This is a genomic window from Streptococcus sp. 20925_1_44 (assembly GCF_041432435.1).
In the GTDB taxonomy this organism is placed as follows: domain Bacteria; phylum Bacillota; class Bacilli; order Lactobacillales; family Streptococcaceae; genus Streptococcus; species Streptococcus infantis.
Genome location: NZ_JAPVZQ010000006.1, coordinates 17,501 through 43,446, shown reverse-complemented (window position 1 = coordinate 43,446; position 25,946 = coordinate 17,501). Strand labels below are relative to the sequence as shown.

24 protein-coding genes are annotated in these 25,946 nt (G+C 38.6%); 21 read left to right on the top strand and 3 right to left on the bottom strand.

Going from position 1 to position 25,946, the window contains the following annotated elements; translation table 11 throughout:
- Positions 1-120 precede the first annotated feature (120 nt).
- A complete protein-coding gene (locus O3643_RS07725; RefSeq protein ID WP_371500991.1) occupies positions 121-618 on the top strand; it encodes a DUF6287 domain-containing protein in 498 nt (165 codons plus the stop codon).
- A gap of 40 nt (positions 619-658) precedes the next feature.
- Here O3643_RS07725 and O3643_RS07720 read toward each other — a convergent pair whose 3' ends face one another.
- On the bottom strand, positions 659-790 hold the full coding sequence (locus tag O3643_RS07720; protein ID WP_371500989.1) for a hypothetical protein: 132 nt from the start codon (positions 788-790) through the stop codon (positions 659-661).
- 125 nt (positions 791-915) lie between these two features.
- Here O3643_RS07720 and O3643_RS07715 point away from each other — a divergent pair, with 125 nt between their 5' ends.
- From O3643_RS07715 to O3643_RS07680, 8 genes are all read left to right on the top strand, one after another.
- Positions 916-1,428, top strand: coding sequence for a GNAT family N-acetyltransferase (locus tag O3643_RS07715; protein ID WP_371500987.1), 513 nt, complete (start codon positions 916-918; stop codon positions 1,426-1,428).
- A gap of 147 nt (positions 1,429-1,575) precedes the next feature.
- Positions 1,576-2,262: an XRE family transcriptional regulator gene (locus O3643_RS07710; RefSeq protein WP_371500985.1), complete on the top strand. Its 687-nt coding sequence runs from the start codon at positions 1,576-1,578 to the stop codon at positions 2,260-2,262.
- A 3-nt stretch (positions 2,263-2,265) separates the two neighbouring features.
- On the top strand, positions 2,266-3,681 hold the full coding sequence (locus tag O3643_RS07705; protein ID WP_371500983.1) for a Y-family DNA polymerase: 1,416 nt from the start codon (positions 2,266-2,268) through the stop codon (positions 3,679-3,681).
- Entirely contained in the window at positions 3,678-4,040 is a 363-nt protein-coding gene (locus tag O3643_RS07700) for a hypothetical protein (protein ID WP_371500981.1), read from the top strand. The genes O3643_RS07705 and O3643_RS07700 overlap by 4 nt, the downstream gene beginning before the upstream one ends.
- Positions 4,033-4,326 (top strand): DUF5960 family protein, encoded by a 294-nt coding sequence (locus tag O3643_RS07695; RefSeq protein ID WP_314944787.1) that lies wholly within the window; start codon positions 4,033-4,035, stop codon positions 4,324-4,326. The genes O3643_RS07700 and O3643_RS07695 overlap by 8 nt, the downstream gene beginning before the upstream one ends.
- 100 nt (positions 4,327-4,426) lie before the next feature.
- Positions 4,427-5,227 (top strand): ADP-ribosylglycohydrolase family protein, encoded by an 801-nt coding sequence (locus tag O3643_RS07690; RefSeq protein ID WP_371500979.1) that lies wholly within the window; start codon positions 4,427-4,429, stop codon positions 5,225-5,227.
- 273 nt (positions 5,228-5,500) lie between these two features.
- Positions 5,501-7,309, top strand: a complete 1,809-nt coding sequence (gene glmS / locus O3643_RS07685) for a glutamine--fructose-6-phosphate transaminase (isomerizing) (RefSeq protein ID WP_371500977.1) — start codon at positions 5,501-5,503, stop codon at positions 7,307-7,309.
- A 104-nt stretch (positions 7,310-7,413) separates the two neighbouring features.
- A complete protein-coding gene (locus O3643_RS07680; RefSeq protein WP_371500975.1) occupies positions 7,414-7,941 on the top strand; it encodes a hypothetical protein in 528 nt (175 codons plus the stop codon).
- A gap of 78 nt (positions 7,942-8,019) precedes the next feature.
- On the opposite strand, the gene O3643_RS07675 is transcribed toward O3643_RS07680, so the two are convergent.
- Both O3643_RS07675 and O3643_RS07670 read right to left on the bottom strand, forming a co-directional pair.
- On the bottom strand, positions 8,020-9,495 hold the full coding sequence (locus O3643_RS07675) for a M protein trans-acting positive regulator PRD domain-containing protein (RefSeq protein ID WP_371500973.1): 1,476 nt from the start codon (positions 9,493-9,495) through the stop codon (positions 8,020-8,022).
- Between the two features lie 157 nt (positions 9,496-9,652).
- On the bottom strand, positions 9,653-11,137 hold the full coding sequence (locus tag O3643_RS07670) for a DUF1846 domain-containing protein (protein ID WP_006149519.1): 1,485 nt from the start codon (positions 11,135-11,137) through the stop codon (positions 9,653-9,655).
- A gap of 150 nt (positions 11,138-11,287) precedes the next feature.
- Here O3643_RS07670 and O3643_RS07665 point away from each other — a divergent pair, with 150 nt between their 5' ends.
- The 12 genes from O3643_RS07665 to O3643_RS07610 all read left to right on the top strand — a co-directional run bounded on the left by O3643_RS07665 (position 11,288) and on the right by O3643_RS07610 (position 25,946).
- A complete protein-coding gene (locus tag O3643_RS07665; protein WP_371500970.1) occupies positions 11,288-12,898 on the top strand; it encodes an alpha-glucosidase in 1,611 nt (536 codons plus the stop codon).
- A gap of 168 nt (positions 12,899-13,066) precedes the next feature.
- Positions 13,067-15,034, top strand: coding sequence for a peptide ABC transporter substrate-binding protein (locus O3643_RS07660; protein ID WP_371500968.1), 1,968 nt, complete (start codon positions 13,067-13,069; stop codon positions 15,032-15,034).
- Between the two features lie 161 nt (positions 15,035-15,195).
- Positions 15,196-17,154, top strand: coding sequence for a peptide ABC transporter substrate-binding protein (locus tag O3643_RS07655; RefSeq protein WP_371500966.1), 1,959 nt, complete (start codon positions 15,196-15,198; stop codon positions 17,152-17,154).
- Between the two features lie 195 nt (positions 17,155-17,349).
- Entirely contained in the window at positions 17,350-18,798 is a 1,449-nt protein-coding gene (locus O3643_RS07650) for an LCP family protein (protein ID WP_371500964.1), read from the top strand.
- Position 18,799: 1 nt separating this feature from the next.
- Positions 18,800-19,531 (top strand): capsular polysaccharide biosynthesis protein Cps4B, encoded by a 732-nt coding sequence (cps4B, locus tag O3643_RS07645; protein WP_371500962.1) that lies wholly within the window; start codon positions 18,800-18,802, stop codon positions 19,529-19,531.
- Between the two features lie 8 nt (positions 19,532-19,539).
- Positions 19,540-20,232, top strand: coding sequence for a capsular polysaccharide biosynthesis protein (locus O3643_RS07640; protein ID WP_371500960.1), 693 nt, complete (start codon positions 19,540-19,542; stop codon positions 20,230-20,232).
- A 10-nt stretch (positions 20,233-20,242) separates the two neighbouring features.
- Complete coding sequence (locus O3643_RS07635; protein ID WP_006149526.1) at positions 20,243-20,935, top strand: tyrosine-protein kinase; 693 nt, start codon at positions 20,243-20,245, stop codon at positions 20,933-20,935.
- A 51-nt stretch (positions 20,936-20,986) separates the two neighbouring features.
- A complete protein-coding gene (locus O3643_RS07630) occupies positions 20,987-21,622 on the top strand; it encodes a sugar transferase (protein WP_371500958.1) in 636 nt (211 codons plus the stop codon).
- Between the two features lie 279 nt (positions 21,623-21,901).
- Complete coding sequence (locus O3643_RS07625; RefSeq protein WP_254724916.1) at positions 21,902-22,696, top strand: DUF4422 domain-containing protein; 795 nt, start codon at positions 21,902-21,904, stop codon at positions 22,694-22,696.
- Between the two features lie 20 nt (positions 22,697-22,716).
- Positions 22,717-23,910: a polymerase gene (locus O3643_RS07620; protein ID WP_371500956.1), complete on the top strand. Its 1,194-nt coding sequence runs from the start codon at positions 22,717-22,719 to the stop codon at positions 23,908-23,910.
- 109 nt (positions 23,911-24,019) lie between these two features.
- The gene (locus tag O3643_RS07615; RefSeq protein ID WP_371500954.1) at positions 24,020-24,856 is read left to right on the top strand and encodes a phosphorylcholine transferase LicD; all 837 of its coding nucleotides are present in this window, start codon (positions 24,020-24,022) and stop codon (positions 24,854-24,856) included.
- A gap of 7 nt (positions 24,857-24,863) precedes the next feature.
- The gene (locus O3643_RS07610; RefSeq protein ID WP_084864811.1) at positions 24,864-25,946 is read left to right on the top strand and encodes a glycosyltransferase family 4 protein; all 1,083 of its coding nucleotides are present in this window, start codon (positions 24,864-24,866) and stop codon (positions 25,944-25,946) included.

Sequence of the window (25,946 nt, the reverse complement as noted above, 5' to 3'; positions counted from 1 at the left end):
TTTAGTATGATATAATTAAATACGAATAATATAAAGGAGTTATAAATGAAAATAGGAAAAGGCATCAATTGGACTTTGATTCTGTTAAGTTGCTTAGTTGCTATAGTACTGATAAGTTTTATGTTCTTCTTTAATCATAAGAAGCAAGATGTAGAAGCAGTAAATGCTACAACAGAACAGGTTTCTACCACTAGTACGACAGCGACTAGTACAACAACTACTAGTTCAACGACTACTCAAGATAGTGTTACGACTACTGAGGAAAAACTCTCGACACAAGAAGAGCAAACGAATGCTAAATCACAAAAAATAGATGAGCAAGCTATTCTAAATGGAGATTTCTCGACTCTAGTTGGAACTTGGAGAAATGGCCTTGGGCAAGAGTTTACATTCGATAAAAATGGACTAGTAAACAGTGGAAATATTGAAAAAGTGCGCATGGGTAGCCATGGAACGATTGAATTCAGCATTAGAGATGGTATCTCAGGCTATGGAATGAGTATTTATCCTGCTGGACTTATTATGGATGGGTTAGATACTGATTTAACTAAAAATAGGCTGATTGCTGGTCAAGCTGCTCCAACTAGTTCGGAACAAGTTTTTTATAAAGTAGACTAAATGATTCACCATCTCATCAAATTTGAGATGGTTTTCTTCTTTATTTGTGAGTTGTGATAATGTTATGAAGGTTAATCAAGTATGCTTCAGAAATAGCTTCCATAGGCGTTCCAGCCTGTTTAGCAAGATGTTGGAATTTATGAGGACCTTGACGGGTATTATTTTTCTTCATAGTATGTTGTGTTATAATGTAGATACGATATGAATAAATTAAGATAACTCTTTAAATGCTGTAAATGTCACTTTGTGTGAACATGAGTACATTTGAATTTAGAGAATGATAGGAGATGCTTTACAATGATAAGTTTAGAGCTGATGTCTGAAGAAAATAGCATAGATGTTTATTCTTTTGAAAAAGAAAATCGGGAGTATTTTGAGCGGAATTTACCTCCTAGACCAGCTACCTATTTTGATTCAGAAGGTTTTAAAGAAATTACAAGGGAATTGTTAAGGGAACAAGAGAATCATGATGTCTACATGCATCTTATTAGAGATTCACAAGGTACTATGGTCGGAAGAATCAATTTAAGTGTCTTAGAGGATGATCGAAAAACAGCAGAACTTGGATATAGGATCGGAGAAAATGTTACTAATTTAGGTTATGCAAGTGAAGCGGTTAAACTCGTTTTAGAAAAGGCCTTCATTACTTATGGTTTACATAAGATTATCGCGGGGACGGCAACAGACAATCTGGCTTCTCAGAGAGTGCTTTTAAAAAATGGTTTTACCTTTAGTAAAATTATAGAAAATGACTTTCAAATGCATAACGAGTGGATTCATACGGCAGTATTTGAGACAAGAAATCTATAGCATCACTATTACCAGTCGTTTGCCAAACCTCAATATTTCTAGTAGACATTCGTCTACTTTTTTTATATAATAAAACTAAACCAAAAAGGTTGAATTTTTTAAAATAAAGTCAACCTACAACGAAAGCATCAGACTAGGAGGTAAAATATGTACCAACCAGAAAAACTCAAGGCTCGGAGAAAAGAGTTAAAGCTAACACAGAAAGAGATTGCAGAGCGACTTGGGATTAGTTTCCAGGCTTATTCAGCCTGGGAGCGTGGAGTCAAGGAGCCTTCTAAAGAAAAAGTTAAACAGCTAGAAGAGATTTTAAAAGTACCAAAAGGTTATTTCACCCAAATCGAAATTGTCCGTCTCTATAATAGCCTCTCCAACAAAGGAAAAGAAAAGGTGGTAGTCTATGCTCGCAATTTGGCTCAAGAAGAACAAGCCAAGAAGGTGACTGCTATTTCAGAAAAACTCTACGAGTATCATGTCTATGAACGCATGTCAGCTGGGATTGGTGCTTCGGTTTATGATGATCGAAACTTTGATACGGTTTATTTCAATGAAGAACTGGCTCACGATTTTGCTTCCTGGGTGTCTGGAGATTCCATGGAACCTAAATATCAAAATGGTTCAGTAGCTCTGATTCGAGAAACCGGATTTGATTATGACGGTGCTGTCTATGCAGTGGTTTGCAATAACCAGACCTATATCAAACGGGTCTACCGAGAAGAAGATGGCTTGCGTTTGGTCTCCATCAATCCTAAATACAAGGATATTCACATTTCTTATGAGGAAGATCCACGGATTGTAGGCATTATCGTGGGCAATTTCGTACCTATGGAGGGATAGCCTATGGGCTACTTTGATTATTCCAGAGAGCCCCAAAGTGATATTGCCTTTGTCGATATGAAGTCCTTTTATGCCAGTGTTGAGTGTGTGGAAAGAGGACTCCATCCCCTTAAAACCTCCCTTTGTGTCATGAGCCGGGCGGATAATTCTGTTGGGCTTATTCTTGCCTCCTCGCCGATGTTTAAAAAGGTCTTTGGAAAAGCAAATGTAGGTCGTGCCTATGACCTACCCTTTGATATCAAGACACGTAAATTTTCCTACTACAATGCCAAGAAACAAGGCTTACGGACAGACCCGGACTATGTGAAATTCATCGAAGATTGGGCTCGGGTGACCGTCATTGTCCCTCCTCGGATGGATAAGTATATCGCAGTCAACATGGAAATTCAGCGCATTTTCCAGAATTATGGCAGTCCAGATGATATTTATCCTTATTCAATTGATGAAGGTTTCATTGACTTGACCAGTTCGCTCAATTATTTTATCCCAGACCAGCAGATTTCTCGCAAAGATAAGCTAGATATGCTTTCGGCTCGTATCCAGAGGGATATTTGGCGACAGACAGGGATTTACTCGACAGTCGGTATGTCGAATGCCAATCCCCTGCTTGCTAAGTTGGCCTTGGATAATGAAGCCAAGCACACACCGACTATGCGAGCCAATTGGTCTTATCAGGATGTGGAAGACAAGGTCTGGTCCATTCCAAAGATGACCGACTTTTGGGGGATTGGAAATCGGATGGAGAAGCGCTTGAATAGCTTGGAAATCTATTCGATTAAGGAATTAGCCAATAGCAATCCTGATCTCCTGAAGAAAGAACTTGGCCAAGCTGGACTTCGCTTGTGGTTTCATGCCAATGGAATAGACGAGAGTAATGTTCACAAGCCCTATAAAGCCAAATCTCACGGCTTGGGCAATTCGCAAATTTTACCGAGAGACTATGTCAAACAGCGAGACATCGAAATTATCCTTCGAGAGATGGCTGAACAGGTGGCTGTCAGGCTTCGACGGGCCAAAAAAAAGACGACAGTGGTTTCTATACATCTTGGGTTTTCTAAGCAGGAACAAAAACGCTCCATCCATACCCAGATGAAGGTGGAGCCGACCAATAATACCAGTCTTTTAGTCAGTTATGTACTGAAATTATTCCATAGCAAATATACTTCTGGAGCTGTCAGGAGTGTAGCCGTTAGTTATTCAGGATTTGTGGACGAATCCTTTGGGTTGATTTCCCTTTTTGATAATGTTGATAAAGTAGAAAAAGAAGAAAGGCTCCAGACCGCCATTGATTCCATTCGAGAGCAATTCGGCTTTACTTCTCTCTTGAAGGCGACTGCTTTAGAGGACGCATCGAGAAGTATTGCCAGAAGTAAGCTGATCGGAGGGCACTCTGCTGGAGGATTAGATGGACTAAAATGATTGATCGCTCTTATTTGCCCTTTCAATCCGCGAGGGATTATCAAGATCCTGGCATGCAGAAGTGGATGGGCTTTTTTCTATCGGAGCATACCAGTTCACTCAGTGCAGAAAAAAATCGTGTCGATTTATCAACAGATTTGAATCCAGTCGAGAAGTTGTTGCTGCTTTCCCAGCTCTACGTTGGACGACTAAAAGGCTCTTTTATGGTCAAGGAGAAAAATCATAAAAGCACGATAATCGGTGAAGTAAGAGAATTATCTCCTCAAGAAATCTCTATTAGAACGGATGAAGGTTATCGATTAATAAGGGTAGATGATATTCTCGCCATCCAACTGTATCAGGAGGAAGTTGATGACTAGAAAAGAGTTATATGAAAACAAACTGCAGATGGATTATTTCTCAGATGATTACATCCGCTTTGAAGAAGATTTCCAAAAATACTCTGCCATGAATGTACCTCTGACTTTCTTGATTGATGATATTCTACGAACCATGGCCATTAACCAAAAGGACTACTTTGTCTTGAACAAGGAAAATGCCAAGGACGGAAGGGAACATCGGTTTTATTTTAGGGTGAAGATGGAAAAAGATTGTCCACGTACTCGAACCTATACCTATCTTGGACTGAAACAAAAGTGCCTGTAGATTGCATAGGAAATACCGAAACATTAGTAAACATGGTATAATGAAGGAAATTCATGAAGTATTACCTGTGAACAGGAGAAAAACTTCTAGGAGGTAGCTTATGCTAGGAGCAGTTATTGGAGATATTATTGGTTCCCGATTTGAGGCGGATAATCATAAAAGTAAAGAGTTTGATTTGTTCACCCAGGATTCTTGTCCGACCGACGATAGTATCATGACCTTGGCGGTTGCTAAAGCCATATTGGCTAGTAGGGAAGACTGGGGTCAACTCTCGAAAAATGCAGTGAAATACATGCAAGAGATAGGGAGACAATATCCAAATTGTGGCTATGGCGGTCATTTTTTCTACTGGATCTTTTCAGATGATCCTCAACCCTATGGGAGTTATGGGAATGGATCTGCCATGAGAATTAGCCCTGTCGGTTTCGCGGCAGATAGCATAGAGCAGGCAAAGGCTTTGTCCCAAGCAGTGACAGAAGTCAGCCACGACCATCCTGAGGGGCTAAAAGGTGCAGAAGCAGTTGCAGTAGCTATCTTCTTGGCTAGAACTGGTTCTAACCGCCATGAAATCAGAGACTACATCGATAAAAATTATTATCCCATGGACTTTACCTTGGACCAAATCCGTGAGGACTATAGCTTTGATGTGACTTGTCAAGGTTCGGTTCCTCAGGCCTTTCAAGCCTTTTTCGAGTCACAAGATTTTGAAGATGCTATCAGAAATGCTATTTCCATCGGAGGAGATAGCGACACCATCGCTGCTATCTGTGGAGGTCTTGCGCAAGCCTACTATGGAATTCCTGCTCCAATCAGAAATCAAGCTATGGCCTATTTGGATGATCGTTTAGTAGAGATAGTGGATACTTTTGAAAGTGCCTATCCCATCCACCCTAATAAATAATTGGCTGCGAGGAGTGAGAAAAGATAAACTATGATATCTAGTGTTAGATAGGGTATGGATATCAGTTGATTAGCTATATTTCTAAGCCGTTCAAGAGCTATTTCTTGAATGGTTTTTTGTTTGCAGTCCAAAAGCAATTGAGCTATACCAATTTTTATTCTTGACAAGTGAAAGAAACAAGTATATACTGTTTCCACTGATTCTAAAAACAGAAAATCAGACTATACCAATTTCGATAAGGAGAAAGCACAGCTTGCCTGTGTCGTATATACTATGTGTGGAATTGTTGGTGTTGTTGGAAACACAAATGCAACTGATATTTTGATTCAAGGGCTTGAAAAGCTCGAATACCGTGGTTATGATTCTGCGGGAATTTTTGTTCTAGGTGGTGCTGAAAGCCATTTGGTGAAAGCAGTTGGTCGTATCGCAGAATTGTCTGCCAAGACAGCTGGAGTTGAGGGAACAACTGGTATCGGACATACTCGTTGGGCCACTCATGGGAAACCAACAGAAGATAACGCTCACCCACATCGCTCTGAGACAGGACGTTTTGTCTTGGTCCACAATGGGGTGATCGAAAACTATCTTGAAATTAAGGAAGAATACCTTGCAGGACACAACTTCAAGGGACAAACAGATACAGAAATCGCTGTTCACTTGATTGGGAAATTTGTAGAAGAAAACGGCTTGTCAGTACTTGAAGCCTTCAAAAAAGCTCTTCATATCATCCGTGGTTCTTATGCCTTTGCCTTGATCGACTCTGAAAATCCAGATGTCATCTATGTAGCGAAAAACAAATCACCTCTCTTGATTGGTCTTGGAGAAGGCTATAACATGGTCTGCTCAGATGCCATGGCCATGATTCGTGAAACCAACCAATACATGGAAATCCATGACCAAGAGTTGGTAATCGTGAAAGCTGATAGCGTTGAAGTTCAAGACTATGATGGCAATCGTCGTGAGCGTGCTAGCTACACTGCTGAACTTGACTTGTCAGATATCGGTAAAGGAACTTACCCTTACTACATGCTCAAGGAAATCGATGAGCAACCAACGGTGATGCGTAAGTTGATCCAAGCTTACACAGATGAGGCTGCTCAAGTAGTGGTAGACCCAGCTATCATCAAGGCTGTTCAAGATGCAGACCGCATCTACATTCTTGCAGCTGGAACTTCTTACCACGCAGGGTTTGCTTCTAAGAAGATGTTGGAAGAATTGACAGATACACCAGTTGAACTTGGAATCTCTTCTGAGTGGGGATATGGTATGCCACTTCTCAGCCAGAAACCGCTCTTCATCTTTATCAGTCAATCTGGTGAAACAGCTGATAGCCGTCAGGTTTTGGTCAAGGCCAATGAAATGGGAATCCCAAGCTTGACAGTGACAAATGTGCCAGGATCTACTCTTTCTCGTGAAGCCAACCATACTATGCTTCTTCATGCAGGTCCTGAAATTGCTGTAGCATCAACCAAGGCATATACTGCGCAAATCGCAGCCCTTGCCTTCCTTGCAAAAGCAGTCGGTGAAGCAAATGGGAATGCTAAAGCGCAAGCCTTTGACCTGGTTCACGAGTTGTCTATCGTGGCTCAGTCTATCGAATCAACCCTTTCAGAAAAAGAATTAATTGATAGTAAGGTTCGTGAGCTTCTTGAAACAACACGCAATGCCTTTTACATCGGACGTGGTCAAGATTACTATGTAGCCATGGAAGCCAGTCTCAAACTCAAAGAGATTTCTTATATCCAATGTGAAGGTTTTGCGGCTGGAGAACTCAAGCATGGAACCATTGCCTTGATTGAAGAGGGGACACCAGTTTTAGCTCTCTTGTCAGACCCAGTTCTTGCTAACCACACTCGCGGAAATATCCAGGAAGTGGCAGCTCGTGGTGCTAAGGTCCTCACCATCGCAGAAGAAAATGTTGCTAAAGATACAGACGATATCGTTCTTACGACCGTACACCCTTACCTCTCACCAATCTCAATGGTCGTACCAACGCAACTAGTCGCTTACTTTGCAACCCTTCACCGTGGCCTTGATGTGGACAAACCACGGAACCTTGCTAAGTCTGTAACGGTAGAATAAAGTAGTCCTGTTACTGAATTCCAACATTTCTTGTCAACCAATAAAAATCTTGTTATACTATAGAAAAGTAGTTGATAGTGAAGTATAAGGAGATTGGAGCGGAAATGAAAAAGGGGAAAATTTCATCTATCATAGGACTCTTGTTTGCAAGTTCGTTTTTGATTCGAACTGTCATCATTCATCAAATGAGAGCTTCAAAGAAACAAGAGAGTGAAAAGATTGCTGCAGTTCAGGAATTTATCAAATCTCAAGAACAGGCTGAGGCAGAAAAGCGAAAGGATACTTTTAAGGGTATCCTTGGAAATGGATCAGGAACTTCTGAACCAAGACCTAGCTACGACAAAACCATATTTGTGAATCAACAATACGATATTGGTGTTCGAGACGGAGCCTATTATCTACTGACACTCAGTAGCAACAAAGAACTCTTGCTAGAAGGGGTCGATGACGCCTATGCCTTGGCTGTTAAGAATGAAGATAAAAACAAACAAGAAGTTGCTATGGTTGTTCATAAAGATGGAGCTTGGCATATTATAAATGGTGAAGGGGAAGTTACAACAACCCTTGACCGACAATATATAACAGCTCATACCAAGCTTGTGATTAAGAATAATACTGTTGATTTTGAATAATGTGATTGGCTCATGATTCTTTAGAGAAAACATAGATTTACAAAAACCTCCTAGATTCTTTCTAGGAGGTTTTTAAAATTATAAATCTTGCATAGAAATCTTATTGAGTTCGTTGACAACTTGCAGGATAGATAGTCGACTGATATTAATGACGAGCATGTCTTCGAGGCCTTTGATATCAAAATTAGTGATAATAGCATCGTAGTCACTATCCATGATTTCTTCGATGTTAAGGGTTTCTTTATCCCAAGTTTCATACTGGATGTTATTTGAAGTATGGAATTCGTAGAGAGAAATCAAGAATTGTGGGTGGGCAAAGTCATACTCACTCAGAACTAAGACCTTGACTTTCTTTTTATGTTCAAATAATTGATCTGTAAGCCCTTCAGCGTGAGTGAACAGCGTGTAGATCAGGTGAGAAAGGGCAGGAGTCTTCTCCTTTTGTCCCATAATGTTCTTGTATCGCATCATTTCAAAGACGGTTGCTTCATAAAATTTAGGGAAGAATTTTTTAATTTTTCCAAGCGTATAATCCTTGTTTTGTGAAATGATCGATTCGGAGTTGATTTCTCTTCGCTCAAGCAAGGCAGTGTTGTGCAGGTTCCAAATCAAGGTATCCGTATTTGAAAATTGAACACCAAATCTTCGAGTTAAGTTGTCTAGGATGTCTCGCGCAGCATGATAGGAACGATCGACTTGTTCGTAAGACTGACGAGCCTCTAGGAAATCTTCGACTGTAAAGAAAAGACCAGGCTCAGCAAAGGGACTGAAAATCTGATTAAGGTTTTCAGGGGTGACTTCAACATTGAGCCCTTGGGCCAAGTCTTGTAACTGACTCTGAAAGTCAGAGAGTTTATCGTAGATAGGGCTCAACCAGGAAGTGGTTTGTTTTGGGAAACGAACAAAATAACCTCTCTTCATTCGGTGCAAATCGACTGTAGCCTGAGTTCTGATTTGATAAAGATTTTGATATTTTGCAGGGAATTTTGCCAAATTGATAAAGAAGGAAACAAAGCTATCAATGTCTGCTTCTTTGATTTCTGTGAAAGGCCATTCTAAAAAGCTATATGCTTCATGGAAATATTGGGAGAAGAAAAATCGAATATCTTTTTCATCACCAATAATAGAGATAGGGGTTACCTTAAGCTTGAAGCGGTAGGTTCCGTCAAGAATCTTATTGATGTCCGCAACCTTCTTACGCAAAGAAGGAAGGGAAATATCCAAAGATTCGGCCAGATGTTCATAGGTAAAGGGGCTGTTCAAGAGGAAGAAAGCTTTTAAAATTTGGAAATAATCGGATGTCTGTAAGAAATATTGGTAGATTCGCTCAATACCATTATTTTGTACATTCACCATCATAATCCCTGCAGTTGAGTGTCTGATATCAAAGTCTGGGAAGACTTCGCGTAAATCCTTGATATCACTCTTGATGATGCGAGCATTGTAGCCAATGATCTTAGATAAATCATCTAGGTAAATCCAGTCAGGATTTTCAAACAAATATTCTAAAACCTTTAATTGCCTTTGCTCTTTTTGGCTGAGTAATTCTCTCATTATAAATAAACTCCCGAAGTAATGTTAGAATAATTAGAAAAGAAGATAACCGAAGATTATCATAATTCTAGCATAAAAGAAAGTCACCCCTTAAGAGAGATTCGAAATCTATCGAAGAGGGGTGATGCTTGATAAGAAGTTCCTGCGAGTCTTCAATCTACTTACGATATAAACGATCGTATTGGTAGTAGGGATCAAAGGTTACGTTAATTCCTAATTTACGGAGAACGTTCTTGTCTTCATCTGTTAAGATAATCGTAGAATGAGCTTCGCTACCTTTGAGATTTCCGAGTTCTTTCATAGCACGGTCTGCATCAGGATTCTGCATAGCTGTGATTGCCAGAGCGATAAGAATCTCATTAGAATGAAGACGTGGATTACGACTACCTAAGTGATTGATTTTCAAACCTTGGATTGGTTTCACCACTTCTGGTTCAATTAATTTTGTTTCGGCATCGATGTTCGCTGACTTCTTGATAGCATTGATCACGGCGGCAGCTGTCGGACCAAAGAGTTCTGAATTCTTACCAGTGACGATTTCACCAGAAGGTAACTCAAGTGCTAGAGCAGGTCCATCGGTTTCTTCTGCTTTTTGTCGAGCAGCTACAGCTACCTTACGGTCAGCTGGCGTGATGCCGAGATCATTCATGAGAAGTTCGATTTTCTTGACAGCAGATTCGGCAACTTTTTCAGCCTTGAAGTCGAGAACTGTTTGGTAGTAGCGACGGATAATCTCTTGTTTCGATGCTTCAATTGCAGCGTCGTTATCAGTGATTGCAAAACCAACCATATTTACACCCATGTCAGTTGGAGATGCATAAGGAGATTCACCCAAGATACGTTCGAGCATACGCTTGAGAACAGGGAAAATCTCGATATCACGATTGTAGTTGACTGTAGTTTCTCCGTAAGTTTGGAGATGGAATGGGTCAATCATGTTGACATCATCAAGATCTGCAGTAGCAGCCTCATAAGCCAGGTTAACTGGATGATGGAGAGGTAGATTCCAAACTGGGAAGGTTTCAAACTTAGCATAACCAGATTTGATACCATTCAGTTGGTCGTGGTACATGTTAGACATACAAGTTGCCAACTTACCTGATCCAGGTCCAGGAGCAGTCACGACAATTAAATTGCGACTCGTTTTGATATAGTCGTTTTTCCCCATACCTTCAGGAGAGATGATATGGTCCATATCTGTTGGATAACCCTTGATTGGGTAGTGGAGATAAGAGTCAATCCCATTTTTTGCTAATTGATTACGGAAGGTATCTGCAGCAGGTTGACCGGCGTATTGTGTGATAACGACAGAACCAACAAAGATTCCCAATTCGTTGAATTTGTCAATCAAACGAAGCACTTCTTGGTCGTAAGAAATACCCAAGTCGCCACGAGCTTTTGAGTGCTCGATATTGCTAGCGTTAATGGCAATAACAACCTCGACTTGTTCTTTCAACTCTTGCAAGAGTTTGATTTTGTTATCCGGCTCATAGCCAGGAAGGACACGGGCAGCGTGGAAGTCCTCCAACATCTTGCCTCCAAACTCCAAGTAGAGTTTGCCGTCAAACTGGTTAATACGCTCCAAAATATGGTCGCGTTGTAAATTTAGATATTTTTCAGAACTAAAAGCTTGTTTTTTCATTTTTTTACCTCTATTTTCTATTATATAAAAAAAATAGAAGATAAGAAACTAGAGAGTCACAAAAGTAAGAAAAAAGATAAAGCAAACGCTTGCATAATTAATATAAAAAGTCTATGATGGAATAAAATGAATATTAAAAGAGGTAAAAAGATGCAAGAAAAATGGTGGCATAATGCAGTTGTTTATCAAGTTTATCCAAAAAGTTTCAAGGATAGTAATGGAGATGGGATTGGTGATTTGCCTGGAATTACTAGCAAGTTAGATTATCTAGCTAAGCTTGGGATCACAGCGATTTGGCTTTCTCCAGTTTATGACAGTCCAATGGATGATAATGGCTATGATATTGCCAACTACCAAGATATCGCTTCTATCTTTGGAACCATGGAAGATATGGATGAGCTGATTGCTGAAGCCCAAAAACGAGATATTCGAATCATCATGGACTTGGTTGTCAATCATACATCCGATGAGCATGCTTGGTTTATTGAAGCGCGTGAAAATCCTCAAAGTCCCGAACGTGACTACTACATTTGGCGAGATAAACCCAATGATTTAACCTCTACTTTTAGTGGTTCTGCATGGGAATACGATGAAAAGTCTGGTCAATACTATCTACACTTTTTCAGTAAGAAACAACCAGACCTCAATTGGGAAAACGAAGAGCTCCGTCATAAAATCTATGAGATGATGAATTTCTGGATTGATAAAGGGATTGGTGGATTCCGTATGGACGTTATTGACATGATTGGGAAGATACCTGACCAGAAGGTTGTCAACAATGGTCCCATGCTTCATCCTTACCTCAAGGAAATGAATCAGGCTACTTTCGGCGGCAAAGACCTTTTGACAGTAGGGGAAACTTGGGGAGCAAATCCAGAAGAGGCCAAGAAATATTCGAATCCAGAAGGTCAAGAGTTGTCTATGGTCTTCCAGTTTGAACATATCTGTCTTCAGTATCAGGAAGGACAACCTAAGTGGCACTATCAAAAAGAGCTAAATGTAGGGAAATTAAAAGAGATTTTCAACAAGTGGCAGACAGAATTAGGAGTTGAGGATGGCTGGAATTCCCTCTTCTGGAATAACCATGACCTTCCACGAATCGTCTCTATCTGGGGAAATGACCAAAAATACCGCGAAAAATCTGCTAAAGCGTATGCAATCTTGCTTCATCTTATGAGAGGAACACCTTATATTTACCAAGGGGAGGAGATTGGGATGACCAACTATCCATTTGAAACTCTGGAGCAAGTAGAAGATATTGAATCTATCAACTATGCCAAAGAAGCGCTAGAACAAGGTGTACCGCTAGAGCAAATTATGGATAGCATTCGTGTGATTGGACGTGACAATGCTCGTACCCCAATGCAGTGGGATACTACAGACTACGCTGGATTTTCAAGCGCGAAACCATGGTTAGGAGTCAATCCAAACTATGCGAAGATTAATGTAGAAGAGGCTTTAGCAAATCCAGATTCCATCTTCTATACTTATCAAAAATTAGTTCAGATTCGCAAAGAAAATAGCTGGCTGGTTCAAGCTGACTTTGAATTATTAGAAACGGCTGAGAAAGTCTTTGCCTATATCCGTAAGGACGGGGAACGCCGTTTCCTAGTTGTGGCTAACCTCTCAAATCAAGAACAAGAATTTCACTTTAATGGGGTTCTCAAATCAATCTTGGTTGCTAACACCGAGGTTCAAGAAAATCTCGAACAACTAACACTAGCTCCTTGGGATGCATTCTGTGTCGAATTGACCAATTAAACCTAAAAAACTCAAGTATCAAAGATGCTTGAGTTTTTTCTAAAATAAGTGTAGAAATTTCTTAAAAAAATATTAGTTTGAATTTTCTAAAAAATTGCATGAAAACCCTTGCTTTTATAAAAAAATAGGGTATAATGGTGAAAAATAGTATTTTAAAGGAGAATACCGATGAAATCGAAAAAGTTGCTCGCAGTAGCAGGGATAACGATGAGTGCAGCTCTTCTTTTAGCGGCTTGTGGAAAGACAGAGAAAAAAGCAGATGCTCCTACAACATTTTCATACGTATATGCCATCGATCCATCAACATTGGACTATAGCGTTACTAGTAAAAGTTCAACATCGGACGTCATTGCTAACTTGGTCGACGGACTCTTGGAAAATGACAAATACGGAAACTTGATTCCATCTCTTGCTGAAGACTGGTCGGTTTCACAAGACGGTTTGACCTACACTTACAAGCTACGTAAAGGTGTCAAATGGTATACTTCTGAAGGTGAGGAGTACGCCGAGGTCAAGGCTCAAGACTTTGTGACTGGTTTGAAGCATGCTGCTGATGGTAAGTCAGATGGCTTAAGTCTGATCCAAGATTCTATCAAAGGTTTAGCAGAATATGTCAGTGGTGAAAGCAATGACTTCTCAACAGTTGGAGTTAAAGCGATTGACGACTACACTGTTCAATACACCTTGAACCAGCCAGAAAGCTTCTGGAATTCCAAGGTGACAACAGCGACTATGCTCCCAGTCAATGAAGAATTCCTGAATTCTCAAGGTAAAGATTATGGTGCAGCGACACCTTCAGGTATTCTCTATAATGGACCATATATTTTGAAGAACTTCACTTCAAAATCAGTGATCGAGTACGAAAAAAATCCAAATTATTGGGATAAAGACAATGTTAAGATTGACCACGTCAAACTTACTTTCTACGATGGATCTGACCAAGAATCATTGATTCGTAGTTTCTCATCAGGAGCCTATACAACAGCTCGTCTCTTCCCAACAAGTTCAAACTTTGATTCAACTAAGCAAGAATACGGGGATAAGATTGTCTATAGTCCGCAAGAAGCGACCAGCTATTACTTTACTTTCAACGTGAATCGTCAGTCTTACAATAAAACAGCAAAGACAGATGAAGCACAAAAGACTTCTACAAAAGAAGCGCTTCTCAACAAAAACTTCCGCCAGGCAATCAACTTTGCTCTTGACCGTCATTCTTACTCTGCTCAGATGAATGGTGAAGAAGGTGCAGACAAGATTATCCGTACCAGCCTTGTACCTTACGACTATGTTCAGGTTGGTGAAAAGACCTTCGGGGAATTGGCTCAAGAACAATTAGTAACATACGGAGACCAGTGGAAAGATGTAGCTTTGACAGATGGTAAAGACACTATTTACAATCCAACAAAAGCAAAAGCTGCCTTTGAAAAAGCCAAGTCAGAATTGCAAGGTAAAGGTGTAACCTTCCCAATTCATTTGGATATTCCAGTTGAACAAACAGATGTCATTGCTGTTCAACAAACCAACTCCCTCAAACAATCTGTCGAAGCAGCGCTTGGAACTGAAAATGTTGTCATCGATGTGCTTCAAATGACAGATAATGAGAAAATGAGTATTACTTCTCAAGCTAAGGTTCCTTCTCAAAAAGACTATGACTTGAACGGAATTGGTTGGGGACCAGACTATCAAGATCCAGCTACCTATCTAAATATCCTGGATGCTAAGAAGGGTTCTGCCCTTAAACACTTGGGTATCACAAAAGGGAAAGATCCAGAAGTTATGGCTCAAGTTGGACTTGATGAGTACAAGAAACTCTTGGATGATGCAGCATCAGAAACAACCGACCTTAACAAACGCTATGAAAAATATGCTAAAGCACAGGCTTGGGTATCTGATAGCTCACTCCTCATTCCTGTAGCATCTTCAGGAGGTTCTCCTACAGTTAGTCGTACAGTACCATTTTCGAAAGCCTACTCTCAAGTTGGTATCAAGGGAGATCCGTTTGTATTTAAAGGTCTAGAGTTGCAAAATGATATTGTAACCACTAAAGAATACGAAGAAGCTCTCAAGAAATGGCAAAAAGAGAAACTTGAAACAAACGCTAAATATCAAAAAGAGTTAGCGAACCACGTTAAATAATCTTAAACAACGATGAAAGAAATCTTGATTTTATGCGGGATTTCTTTCTTTTTTTCATATACTGACGAGAGGGCAAATAATTAAATAACTTTACTTTTAGGGTGAAATTTGATAAAATAGACTTATGTCATAAAACCTAACATTTAAGGAGAAAATGAATCATGAAACTCAAAAAACGACTGATTGGAGCGGGGCTGACGCTTGCCGCGGCGGTCTTATTGACAGCGTGTGGGAAGTCAGCATCAGATGTTAAAACCTACTCGTCAACATTTGGTGCCGACCCGACAACCTTCAACTACCTGTTGGACTACTCTGGTGACAATACTAATGTTATTACCAACTTGGTAGATGGGTTGCTTGAAAATGACAATTATGGAAATCTCATTCCTGCTCTTGCAGAAGATTGGAGTGTTTCAAAGGATGGTTTGACTTACACTTATAAACTTCGTCAAGATGCAAAATGGTTCACTGCTGACGGGGAAGAATACGCCCCAATTAAAGCACAAGATTTCGTCACAGGTATCAAGTATGCAGCTGATAATAAGAGTCAAGCTCTCGATTTGATTCAGAACTCAATCAAGGGATTAGATGATTATGTGACAGGCGCAAATGCTGACTTTTCAAATGTTGGTGTGAAAGCTGTAGATGATTACACTGTCCAATACACTTTGACACGTCCAGAACCATTCTGGAACTCTAAAACAACTAATAGTATCCTCTTTCCAGTCAATGAAGAGTTCTTGACTTCTAAAGGTAAAGAATTTGGGGAATTGAAACCAGACAGCATTCTCTACAGTGGTCCTTATTTGTTAAAAGATTTCACATCAAAATCATCACTTGAGTACATGAAGAACCCTCATTACTATGACCAAGAAAAAGTGACGATTGAAAGAGTTAAGTTGGCTTATGTTGATGGTTCTGACCAAGATATGACAATCCGTAATTTCGAAAGCGGAGCCTACTCGTCTGCTGGTGTTTACCCAAATAGTTCAAACTTCGCTAAGACTAAGGAAAAATACAAGGACAACATCGTCTATAGCTTGCAGGATGCGACTTCTTGGTACTATAATTTTAACGTTAATCGCCAAACATACAATCATACAGCTAAGACTAGCGATGAGCAAAAACAAGCTACTCAAGCTGCAATTTTAAATAAAAATTTCCGTCAAGCAATCAACTTTGCCATTGACCGTACAGCCTATTCGGCTCAGTCTAATGGAGAAGAAGCGGCTAAAAACACTCTTCGTAACACACTTGTGCCACCAACATTCGTGCAAGTAGGTGACAAGACTTTTGGTGAGACAGTTTCATCTAAGTTGGTAAACTACGGTACACAGTGGTCAAATATGAATCTTGAAGACGCTCAAGACGGCTATTTCAATAAAGAAAAAGCACAAGCTCAGTTTTCAGAAGCTAAAAAAGAACTAGAAGCACAAGGTGTAACCTTCCCGATTCATTTGGACTTGCCTGTAGACCAAGTTAACAAAACCTTGCTTCCAAAGATTCATTCGCTGAAACAATCTGTCGAATCAACTCTTGGGGCAGAAAATGTAGTGATTGATGTCGTTCAAATTTCAACAGAAGACTATGCCAATGCGACATTCCAAGCGCCAACCATAGCTGATCATGACTATGACTTGAACTTGGATGGTTGGTCTGCAGACTACCAAGATCCATCGACTTATCTTAATCCTTTCAACGCTGAGGATGGATTCTATCTCAAGATTTTAGGACTTGATCCAAGCAAGGATACTGATAAGATTACAAGTATCGGATTGGACCAATATACTCAAAAATTGAAAGCGGCAGATGCAGAAAATACAGACGTAGCCAAACGTTATGAAAATTATGCAGACGCACAAGCTTGGCTGATTGATAGTTCGCTATTGCTCCCTGTAAATTCAAACGGTGGTGGAGCTTCAGTAACACGTGTGACACCATTTACACGAGCTTACTCACTTGTCGGAATCAAAGGTACTGGAAGTAACTACAAGTACATGAAATTGCAAACCGAAGTGGTAACAACTGCTCAATTTGATGAAGCTAAAGCCAAATGGGAACAAGAACGTAAAAACTCAGTCGAAAAGAGTCAAAAAGAATTCGAAAGTCACGTTAAATAATTAAAAAATAGAGCTTTTTAAGAGCTCTATTTTTATTTTAGTTGTTTTTTGAAAACATAAAATGTAGTAAAAGCGCTAATAAATATACACTAACTAAATACATTTTCAAAATAAAACGTTTCCTTGACTAATGTAGATAGCCTTTAGAGGTACTTTGTGATATAATTAAATTAAAATGTTTTGAAGAGGTGTTTCATGAAAAGTAGACGCATAAAAAAAAGTAAATCTAGTAAATTTCAGCAGAGTTTAAACATAGGTTTGTTGCTAATCTATGCTGTTCTAGCTTCTTTTTTATTGTTTTTGATTTTTAAATACCAGATTTTAGCGGTCAGCTATTTTAATATTATCTTGGCAGTAGTTTTAGTGCTCGTAGCATTATTATCCCTCTTGTTGATCGTTAAGCGCAAAGCCAAGGTGTTCACCTTGATAGTCCTATTACTCTCGGTTTTATTTAGCTCTGTAGCTTTAGTAGCTGTAAATCGATTTGTAGGGCTCGCCAATCAATTTAATGCAACTTCAAATTATTCAAGCTACTCTATGAGTGTGGCAGTACTTGCAGATAGTGAGATCGATAACGTTTCTCAACTTTCTAGTGTAACTGCTCCAACAGGGACAGATGCTGAGAATATTCAAAAATTGATAGATGACATTAAAACAACTCAAAACAAGGAATTGACAGTTGAGGAAGCTTCTTCTTATCTAGCAGCCTATAAGAGTTTGTTAGATGGAGAAACCAAAGCAATTGTCTTAAACGGTGTTTATGAAAATCTGATTGAGCAGGAATATCCCGACCACGCTAAGAAAATCAAGAAAATCTATACCAAGGACTTGACTAAGAAAGTGGAGGCGCCTAAGGTAGCTACAGGAAATTCTTTCAACGTCTACATCAGCGGGATTGATACCTATGGTCCTATCAGTTCTGTTTCGCGCTCAGATGTCAATATCATCATGACAGTGAATCAAGATACTAAGAAGATTCTCTTGACGACAACTCCTCGAGATGCCTATGTCCCTATTGCAGATGGTGGGAACAACCAAAACGATAAGTTGACGCATGCGGGAATCTATGGCGTAGATGCTTCTATCCATACCTTAGAAAATCTTTATGGTATCGATTTGAACTATTATGCCCGTCTCAATTTCACTTCTTTCTTGAAGTTGATTGACCTTCTTGGAGGCGTTGATGTCTATAATGACCAAGAGTTTACTGCTCATACAAACGGCAAGCACTATCCGGTTGGAAATATTCACCTTGATTCAGAAATGGCTTTAGGTTTTGTCCGTGAACGTTACTCTTTGACAAATGGTGATGGAGATCGCGGTCGTAACCAACAAAAAGTCATTACAGCCATTATTCAGAAGATGACTTCGGCAGAAGCCTTGAAAAACTACGATGCCATTATTCAAGGTTTACAGGATTCAGTTCAGACCAATATGCCACCAGAAACAATGGTAAGTCTTGTCAATACTCAGTTGGCAAGCGGAGGGAAATATACAGTAACCAATCAAGATCTGAAAGGAACTGGTCGTATGGGTCTCCCGTCTTACGCTATGCCAGATAGCAATCTTTACATGTTAGAAATCGACCCAACTAGCTTGGAAGCTGTTAAAACGGCTATTAATGATACCATGGAAGGAAAATAAGATGATTGATATTCATTCACATATTGTTTTCGATGTTGACGATGGACCTAAAAATAAAGCTGAGAGCAAGGCTCTCCTAGAGGAAGCTTACGCACAAGGTGTTCGAACCATTGTTTCAACCTCTCATCGTAGAAAAGGGATGTTTGAAACATCAGAAGACAAAATTGCAGCTAATTTTAGCGAAGTTAAACAGTTGGCTCAAGAAATCGCACCGGATTTGAATATCGTGTACGGAGCTGAGATTTATTTTTCAAGTGATGTTTTAGAGAAACTTGAACAAAATATCATCCCAAAACTCAATGGAAGTCGTTATGCTTTGATCGAGTTTAGCATGAATACACCCTACAGAGATATTCATAGCGCCTTGACCAAAGTTCTCATGTTAGGGATTACACCTGTGGTTGCTCATATTGAGCGCTATCACACCTTGGAAAACGATGAGAAAAAAGTAAGAGAACTCATCAATATGGGCTGCTATATGCAGATTAATAGTTCGAGCGTCTTAAAGCCACGGCTTTTCGGAGATACCTACAAGTTTATGAAAAAGCGTGCTAGGTATTTCTTGGATAAGGACTTAGTCCATGTAGTAGCTAGCGATATGCACAATTTGGATAATCGCCCACCGTATATGAGAGAAGCTTATGAACTCATTACTAAAAAATACGGAGCAGGAAAAGCTCGTGAACTTTTTGAAACAAACCCATCAAACATTATAAATGACCAAATAATTTAGGAGAAATGATGAAAGAACAAGAAAAATTTGAAATTGATGTATTTCAATTGGTAAAAGTGCTATGGAAACGAAAATTCCTCATTGTCTTAACTGCACTAGTAGCAGGTCTAGCAGCTTTTGCATATAGCTCATTTGTGATCCAGCCACAGTATACTAGTACCACTCGTATCTACGTAGTCAATCGTAACCAAGCAGATAAGCCAGGTTTGACCAACCAAGACTTGCAGGCAGGTTCATACTTGGTAAAAGACTACCGTGAGATCATTCTTTCTCAGGATGTTCTTGAAAAAGTGGTGGCTGATCAAAGCTTAGCTATGGATGCCAAAACTCTTGGAAGAAAAGTTTCAGTAACAGTCCCTGCAGATACGCGTATCGTATCAATCTCAGTTCGAGATGGGAAACCTGAGGAAGCGAGTCGTATCGCCAATGCACTTAGAGAAGTAGCTGCTCAGAAAATCATTTCTGTAACAAGAGTGTCGGATGTAACCACACTTGAGGAAGCAAGACCAGCGACATCGCCATCTTCACCAAATATTCGTCGCAATACAATGATGGCCACTATAGCAGGCGTAGGATTCGTAACGGTTATCGTGCTTTTAGTTGAATTGTTGGATGATCGAGTGAAGCGTCCAGAAGATATCGAAGAAGTGATGCACATCTCACTTTTAGGTGTTATTCCAAATCTTGAGAAATTAAAATAAAGAGGGAAATATGGCAAAGTTAGAATTATCAGAACAACGATTACACTCTGTAAAAAAAGCTGAGGAGTATTATAACGCATTACGGACCAATATCCAGTTGAGTGGAGATGGCCTTAAAGTGATTGCCCTTTCTTCAGTTAGACCTGGAGAAGGGAAGTCAACCACTTCAACCAACATAGCTTGGGCATTCGCGCGTGCAGGCTATAAGACACTCCTTATCGATGCCGATATTCGTAATTCGGTCATGTCAGGTGTCTTTAAATCTCGAGAAAAAATTACAGGTTTGACAGACTACTTATCAGGAACCAAAGATTTATCTCATGGTTTGTGTGAAACAAACGTAGAAAACTTGTTTGTCATTCAATCAGGAGCTGTTTCACCAAACCCGACCGCTCTTCTTCAAAGTGACAAATTTGAAGCAATGATTGAGACTTTACGCAAATACTTTGACTATATCATTGTGGATACAGCCCCTATCGGTGTTGTCATTGATGCGGCTATTATCGTACAAAAATGCGACGCCTCTATCCTGGTAACTGAAGCTTCTGCAACAAAACGGAGAGAAGTTCAAAAAGCTAAAGACCAGTTAGAGCAAACAGGAACACCATTCTTAGGAGTTATTCTGAATAAATTTAATATTCAGCTTGAAAAATATGGTTCTTACGGATCATATGGGAACTACGGTTCCTATGGGAAAAAATAAGAAAAAGTAAATATTAAAAAGAAGATTATATGAAAAGTAGGTGAAGTTTAAGTGGAGATTAGTGAAGTCTTATACAAAAGTTTTAAGCAACTTGCAGACTTTTTTATTGGATTGGTTGGAACTGTTGTATTAGCCTTTCCAGCTTCCTTGATTATTTTCATCATATATAAAGCTAAAGGATATAAGGGTAGCATTTTCTTTACTCAGTATCGAGTAGGTTTGAATGGGAAAAAATTTAAAATTATTAAGTTTCGTTCAATGGTTGAAAATGCTGAAGAAATTCTCTTGGCCAATAAAGAGTTACATCAAAAATATATTGACAATAGCTACAAATTGCCTCCTAACGAAGATCCACGCTTAACGATTATTGGGAATTTCATTAGAAAAACGAGTATTGATGAATTTCCTCAGTTTATAAATGTTTTGCGAGGTGAGATGAGCTTTATAGGACCTAGGCCAATCCTTGATAGGGAGTTAGAAGAATATTCCGAAGAGGAACAGAAACTTCTGCTTTCAGTGAAGCCAGGGATAACAGGTATGTGGCAAGTTTCTGGGAGAAGTGAAGTCTATTATCCTGAACGTTGCGAGATGGAATTATATTATCCTAGAAATCAATCTTTCAAATTGGATGTAAAGATATTTTTATTAACCATTAAGCAAGTTTTGCTAGGAAAAGGGGCTCATTAAAGAACAGATAAGTTTTTTAGGATTTTATAATCTGTTGATGAGTTCAAAATGAAAATGATACGAAATCAAATACTGGTAGTCATGTTTTAGAATTTGGAAAGGGTGTTTTACCATTTTAAAATGGTGAAATATGCTTCCAGAGTTATATGATCTGAGTAGTCTAATAGAGGCATGGCAAAAGAGTCAACTAGTTTCTTAGGTGAACTCTGTGAAACTAGGATGCTAGTGTTTGGTTTCTTTTTTAGCGCAAACAGTTCAATCTAAATGAAGGGGGTTAAAATGACAAAGAATTATAAAATTATCGTGGCAACACACAAGCAATTTACCATGCCTGCTGATACTGATCTTTACCTACCTATCCATGTTGGTAGTGAAGGGAAAGAAAAGTTAGGATACCAATGTGATAATGAAGGAGACAATATTTCAAGTTTGAACCCCTATTATTGCGAATTAACTGGACTTTATTGGGCGTGGAAAAATTTAGAATGTGACTATCTTGGTTTGGTACACTATCGTCGCTATTTCACGGCAAAACGTCACTCATATAGTGAAACGATTGATATGAATGATATTATCCTGTCTAAATCAGAACTGCAAGATTTGTTGGCTGAAAGTGATGTAATCGTTCCAAAAAAACGGAAATACTACATTGAAACGCTATACTCACACTATGCACATACGCATGATGCCAATCATTTAGACGTAACACGCCAGATTGTTAGCGAGTTGAGACCGGACTATATCGATGCTTTTGATCAGGTCATGAAACAACGCAGTGGCTATATGTTCAATATGTTTATCATGTCCAAAGAAAATGTAGCAGCCTACTGTGAATGGTTGTTCCCGATTATTGATGAGCTCTATAAGAGATTGGATATTACAGACTATTCTGCTTTTGATGCTAGATTGTTTGGTCGTATCAGTGAACGCTTGTTCAATGTTTGGTTGGCAAAACAAGATTTGCGGGTAAAAGAGATACCGTTTATCTATATGGAGAAAATTGACTTGATTCAAAAAGGAAAATCCTTCCTACAAGCAAAATTCTTCGGGAAAAAATATGGACAGAGTTTTTAGATAGGGATAAAAGAATAAGGATGAAATTAGTAGTAAAAATAAAATCTTTGCCAGAGCTCTTGGCTCTTGTTGCTTTAGGAATATTTTTAACGGTTTCGATATTAAATGTAACTTTTTATGCTCGATATCTGCCTGGAACAGTTTATAAATTAGCGATAGCTTTTTCAATCTTTCTTTTGCTCCTAAAAGAGTCTTTTAAGAGCAAATATGATTATAGAGCTCTCATTGGATTATTTGCAACAATTTTAATTTATCTTATCGTGGGGAAAATGACAGCTCTCAGTTCAGAACTTTCTGTAACTATATTATTTATTTATGCTTTACGAGATGTTCCCTTTAAGAAGGTGGCGCAAACTTCTTTAGTCGTTAGTATGTTCTTGTTGTTGTTTGTTATCATCAGCGCAAAATTAGGAATCATAACGAATTATATAGAAGTTTCTGGCTCTCGAGTACGAACTTATCTAGGGTTTCGTTACGCATTATTCCCATCTATTTTGCTGATGAATATAGTCGCTATTGTGTTTTATTTAAAGCAAAATAAAATCCAATATTGGCAATGGCTGCTGTTAGCTCTATCAGTTTATTGGGTATATGATCAAACGGATTCTCGTTTAACATTTTATAGTTCCTGTGTACTTTTGGCATGCAGTTTGCTAATAAAGTGGTTTCCAGAACTATTCTCTAAACTAGGACATGTGTTTAAGGTTTTTAAACTGACCTTTATCGTAAATGCAATTATTAGTTTTTGGGTCTCTGTTATCTATCTCAATTCAAGTCATTCTTTTATCAATGACCTTCTTTTTAAAGTAAACCGTATGTTAGGTGGTCGTATATACTTGGCAAACAAATCTTTAAACCTGTATGGTTTTGGATTCCTTGGACGACCGGTTGAATGGTACGGTAACGGTCTGACTATTGAGGGAATCAGAAACTATCAGACCTATCTGTATGTGGACAATTTGTATGTCCAAGTTTTACAAAAATTTGGCTTACTCATCCTGGGATTGATGCTCTCAGTCCTAACTTTGACTTTGTCTAAAGTTATTAAAAGTCGTCAATGGGTTCTTGCTTTTATTTTGATAATGATGAGTTTTCATTCCATGATTGATGATTTGAATTTCTATCTTCATTACAATATTTTTTGGATTTTGGTAGGCGCTTTAATCTACCCGGATTATCAGTTTTCTGATGAAGGCGATGAACAGTTAAAATAACATTCATTTGAAAAAATCGTATAGTAAAATGGTAAGAAGTATTTAACAAGAACTTAAAAGAGCATAGACTGGGAAGACGGTTTTATTTCGATTTATATAGGAGGAAAGTATGTCGGATATCAAAATCATTCAAGATAAGATTTTATCTATTTTGAAAGAGTTTATTAATATTTGCGAAGAAAATAACCTAACCTACTATGCTCTGGGTGGGACCTTGCTAGGAGCGGTACGTCATAATGGTTTCATACCTTGGGATGATGACATTGATATCGGTATGCCGAGAGAGGATTACGAAAAGTTTAAAAAAATAGCTTCAAATGTCTTGCCAGAAAACTACAAGTTTTTAAGCGAAGATACATTAAACTATAAAAAAGCTTTCTCTGTGATTCGAGATGATTCTACAAAAATCATCATGAATTATAGTAAAGAAGAATTGGTAGAAAGTTTGTGGATAGACATTTTTCCGCTAGATGGTATGCCATCTAATGCTTTAAAGAAAAAAATTCATTCTTTGAGATACTTGTGCGCAAGGATGATGGTTCAACTCTCGCAATTCAATAGTTTGGTGAATCAGAAAAAAGAAAATCGACCATTCATTGAAAAGATAATTATTGCTTTTGCGAATGCTGTTAGTATTGAGAAGATTATTTCCTTTACCAGGGCACAGAAAAAATATTTGCAAACGATAAAAAAATATTCGTTTGATGAAGCTTACGCAGGAAATTTTACGGGAGCTTACAAATTAAGAGAGATAGTACCGAGTGATTACTTTGGAGAACCAGTCCTATTACAGTTTGAAGATCTTAAACTTTGTTGTCCTTGCAAATACAGAGAATATCTAACAGCCATTTACGGAGCGGATTATATGCAATTGCCACCAGAAGATAAAAGGGCTCTTCACCACTACGAGATTATCTCACTGGGTGAAAATGAAGGGGAAGTGTAGTTTAAAGATGAAAAAAATCGCTTTAGTGAAATGGAGTATTGATAGAACAGATGGAGGACTGAAAGTAGCAACCAGTCTTGCAAATGAGTTATCAACTATGTATGAAGTTCATCTTCTCTCGATGATTTCTACAGAAAACAATTTCTTCTCGCTGAAACAATCGGTTCGATATCAAAATTTATCATCAAAGAAAATATCAATGAGTAAAAATTTTCTCGAAGCGGTCAAGTTATTGAGAAACTATCTGAAAGAAGAGAACATTGATATTGTTTTTGGAATCGGAATGAGTATGAATACAGTTGGTGTAGCAAGCACAATTGGTTTGAGAACAAAATTTGTTTCCTGCGACCATACAAATTCTATAGTAGATATTGATACTAAAGTTAAGAAGATACAAAGATATATTGGAGCGAAATTTGCTGATAAACTCGTGACCCTTACTCAAGAAGACCGTGAAAATTATATAAAAAAATACGGTGTTTCTGATGAAAGAATTTGCTACATCTATAATTGGAAAGAGGCTGCTCTTTCAGAAGTATCCTATAATAAAAAATCAACTAAAATTGTGACGGTTGGCCGTTTTGACTATCAAAAAGGATATGATTATCTTGTTCAAGTCGCGAAAAAAGTGTTAGCGAAAAGGTTTGACTGGACTTGGGAAATCTACGGTTCCGGAAATCAAGACGAAGTGGATAAAATCAGAAATTTAATCAACGAAAATGATTTACAGGATAAGTTAGTCATAAAAGGACTCGAAAAAAATCAGGATTTGATTTATGGAGATAAAGGGATTTATGTCATGACTTCTCGCTATGAAGGTTTACCTCTAGTTCTGCTGGAAGCACAACAATACAATCTTCCTATAGTTAGCTTTAGTTGTCCGACAGGACCGAACGAAATTGTTGAAGATGGAGTTAATGGCTATTTGGTTGAGTGTTATGATACGGATAAGTTGAGCCAAAAATTGCTTGAACTGATGGGAGATGAAGTTTTGAGACAGTCTTTCTCAGAACACGCAAAAGAAAATATGGATAAATTCGATAAAGATAAAATTCTCAAGCAGTGGATTGAACTAATTGAGACGATTTAG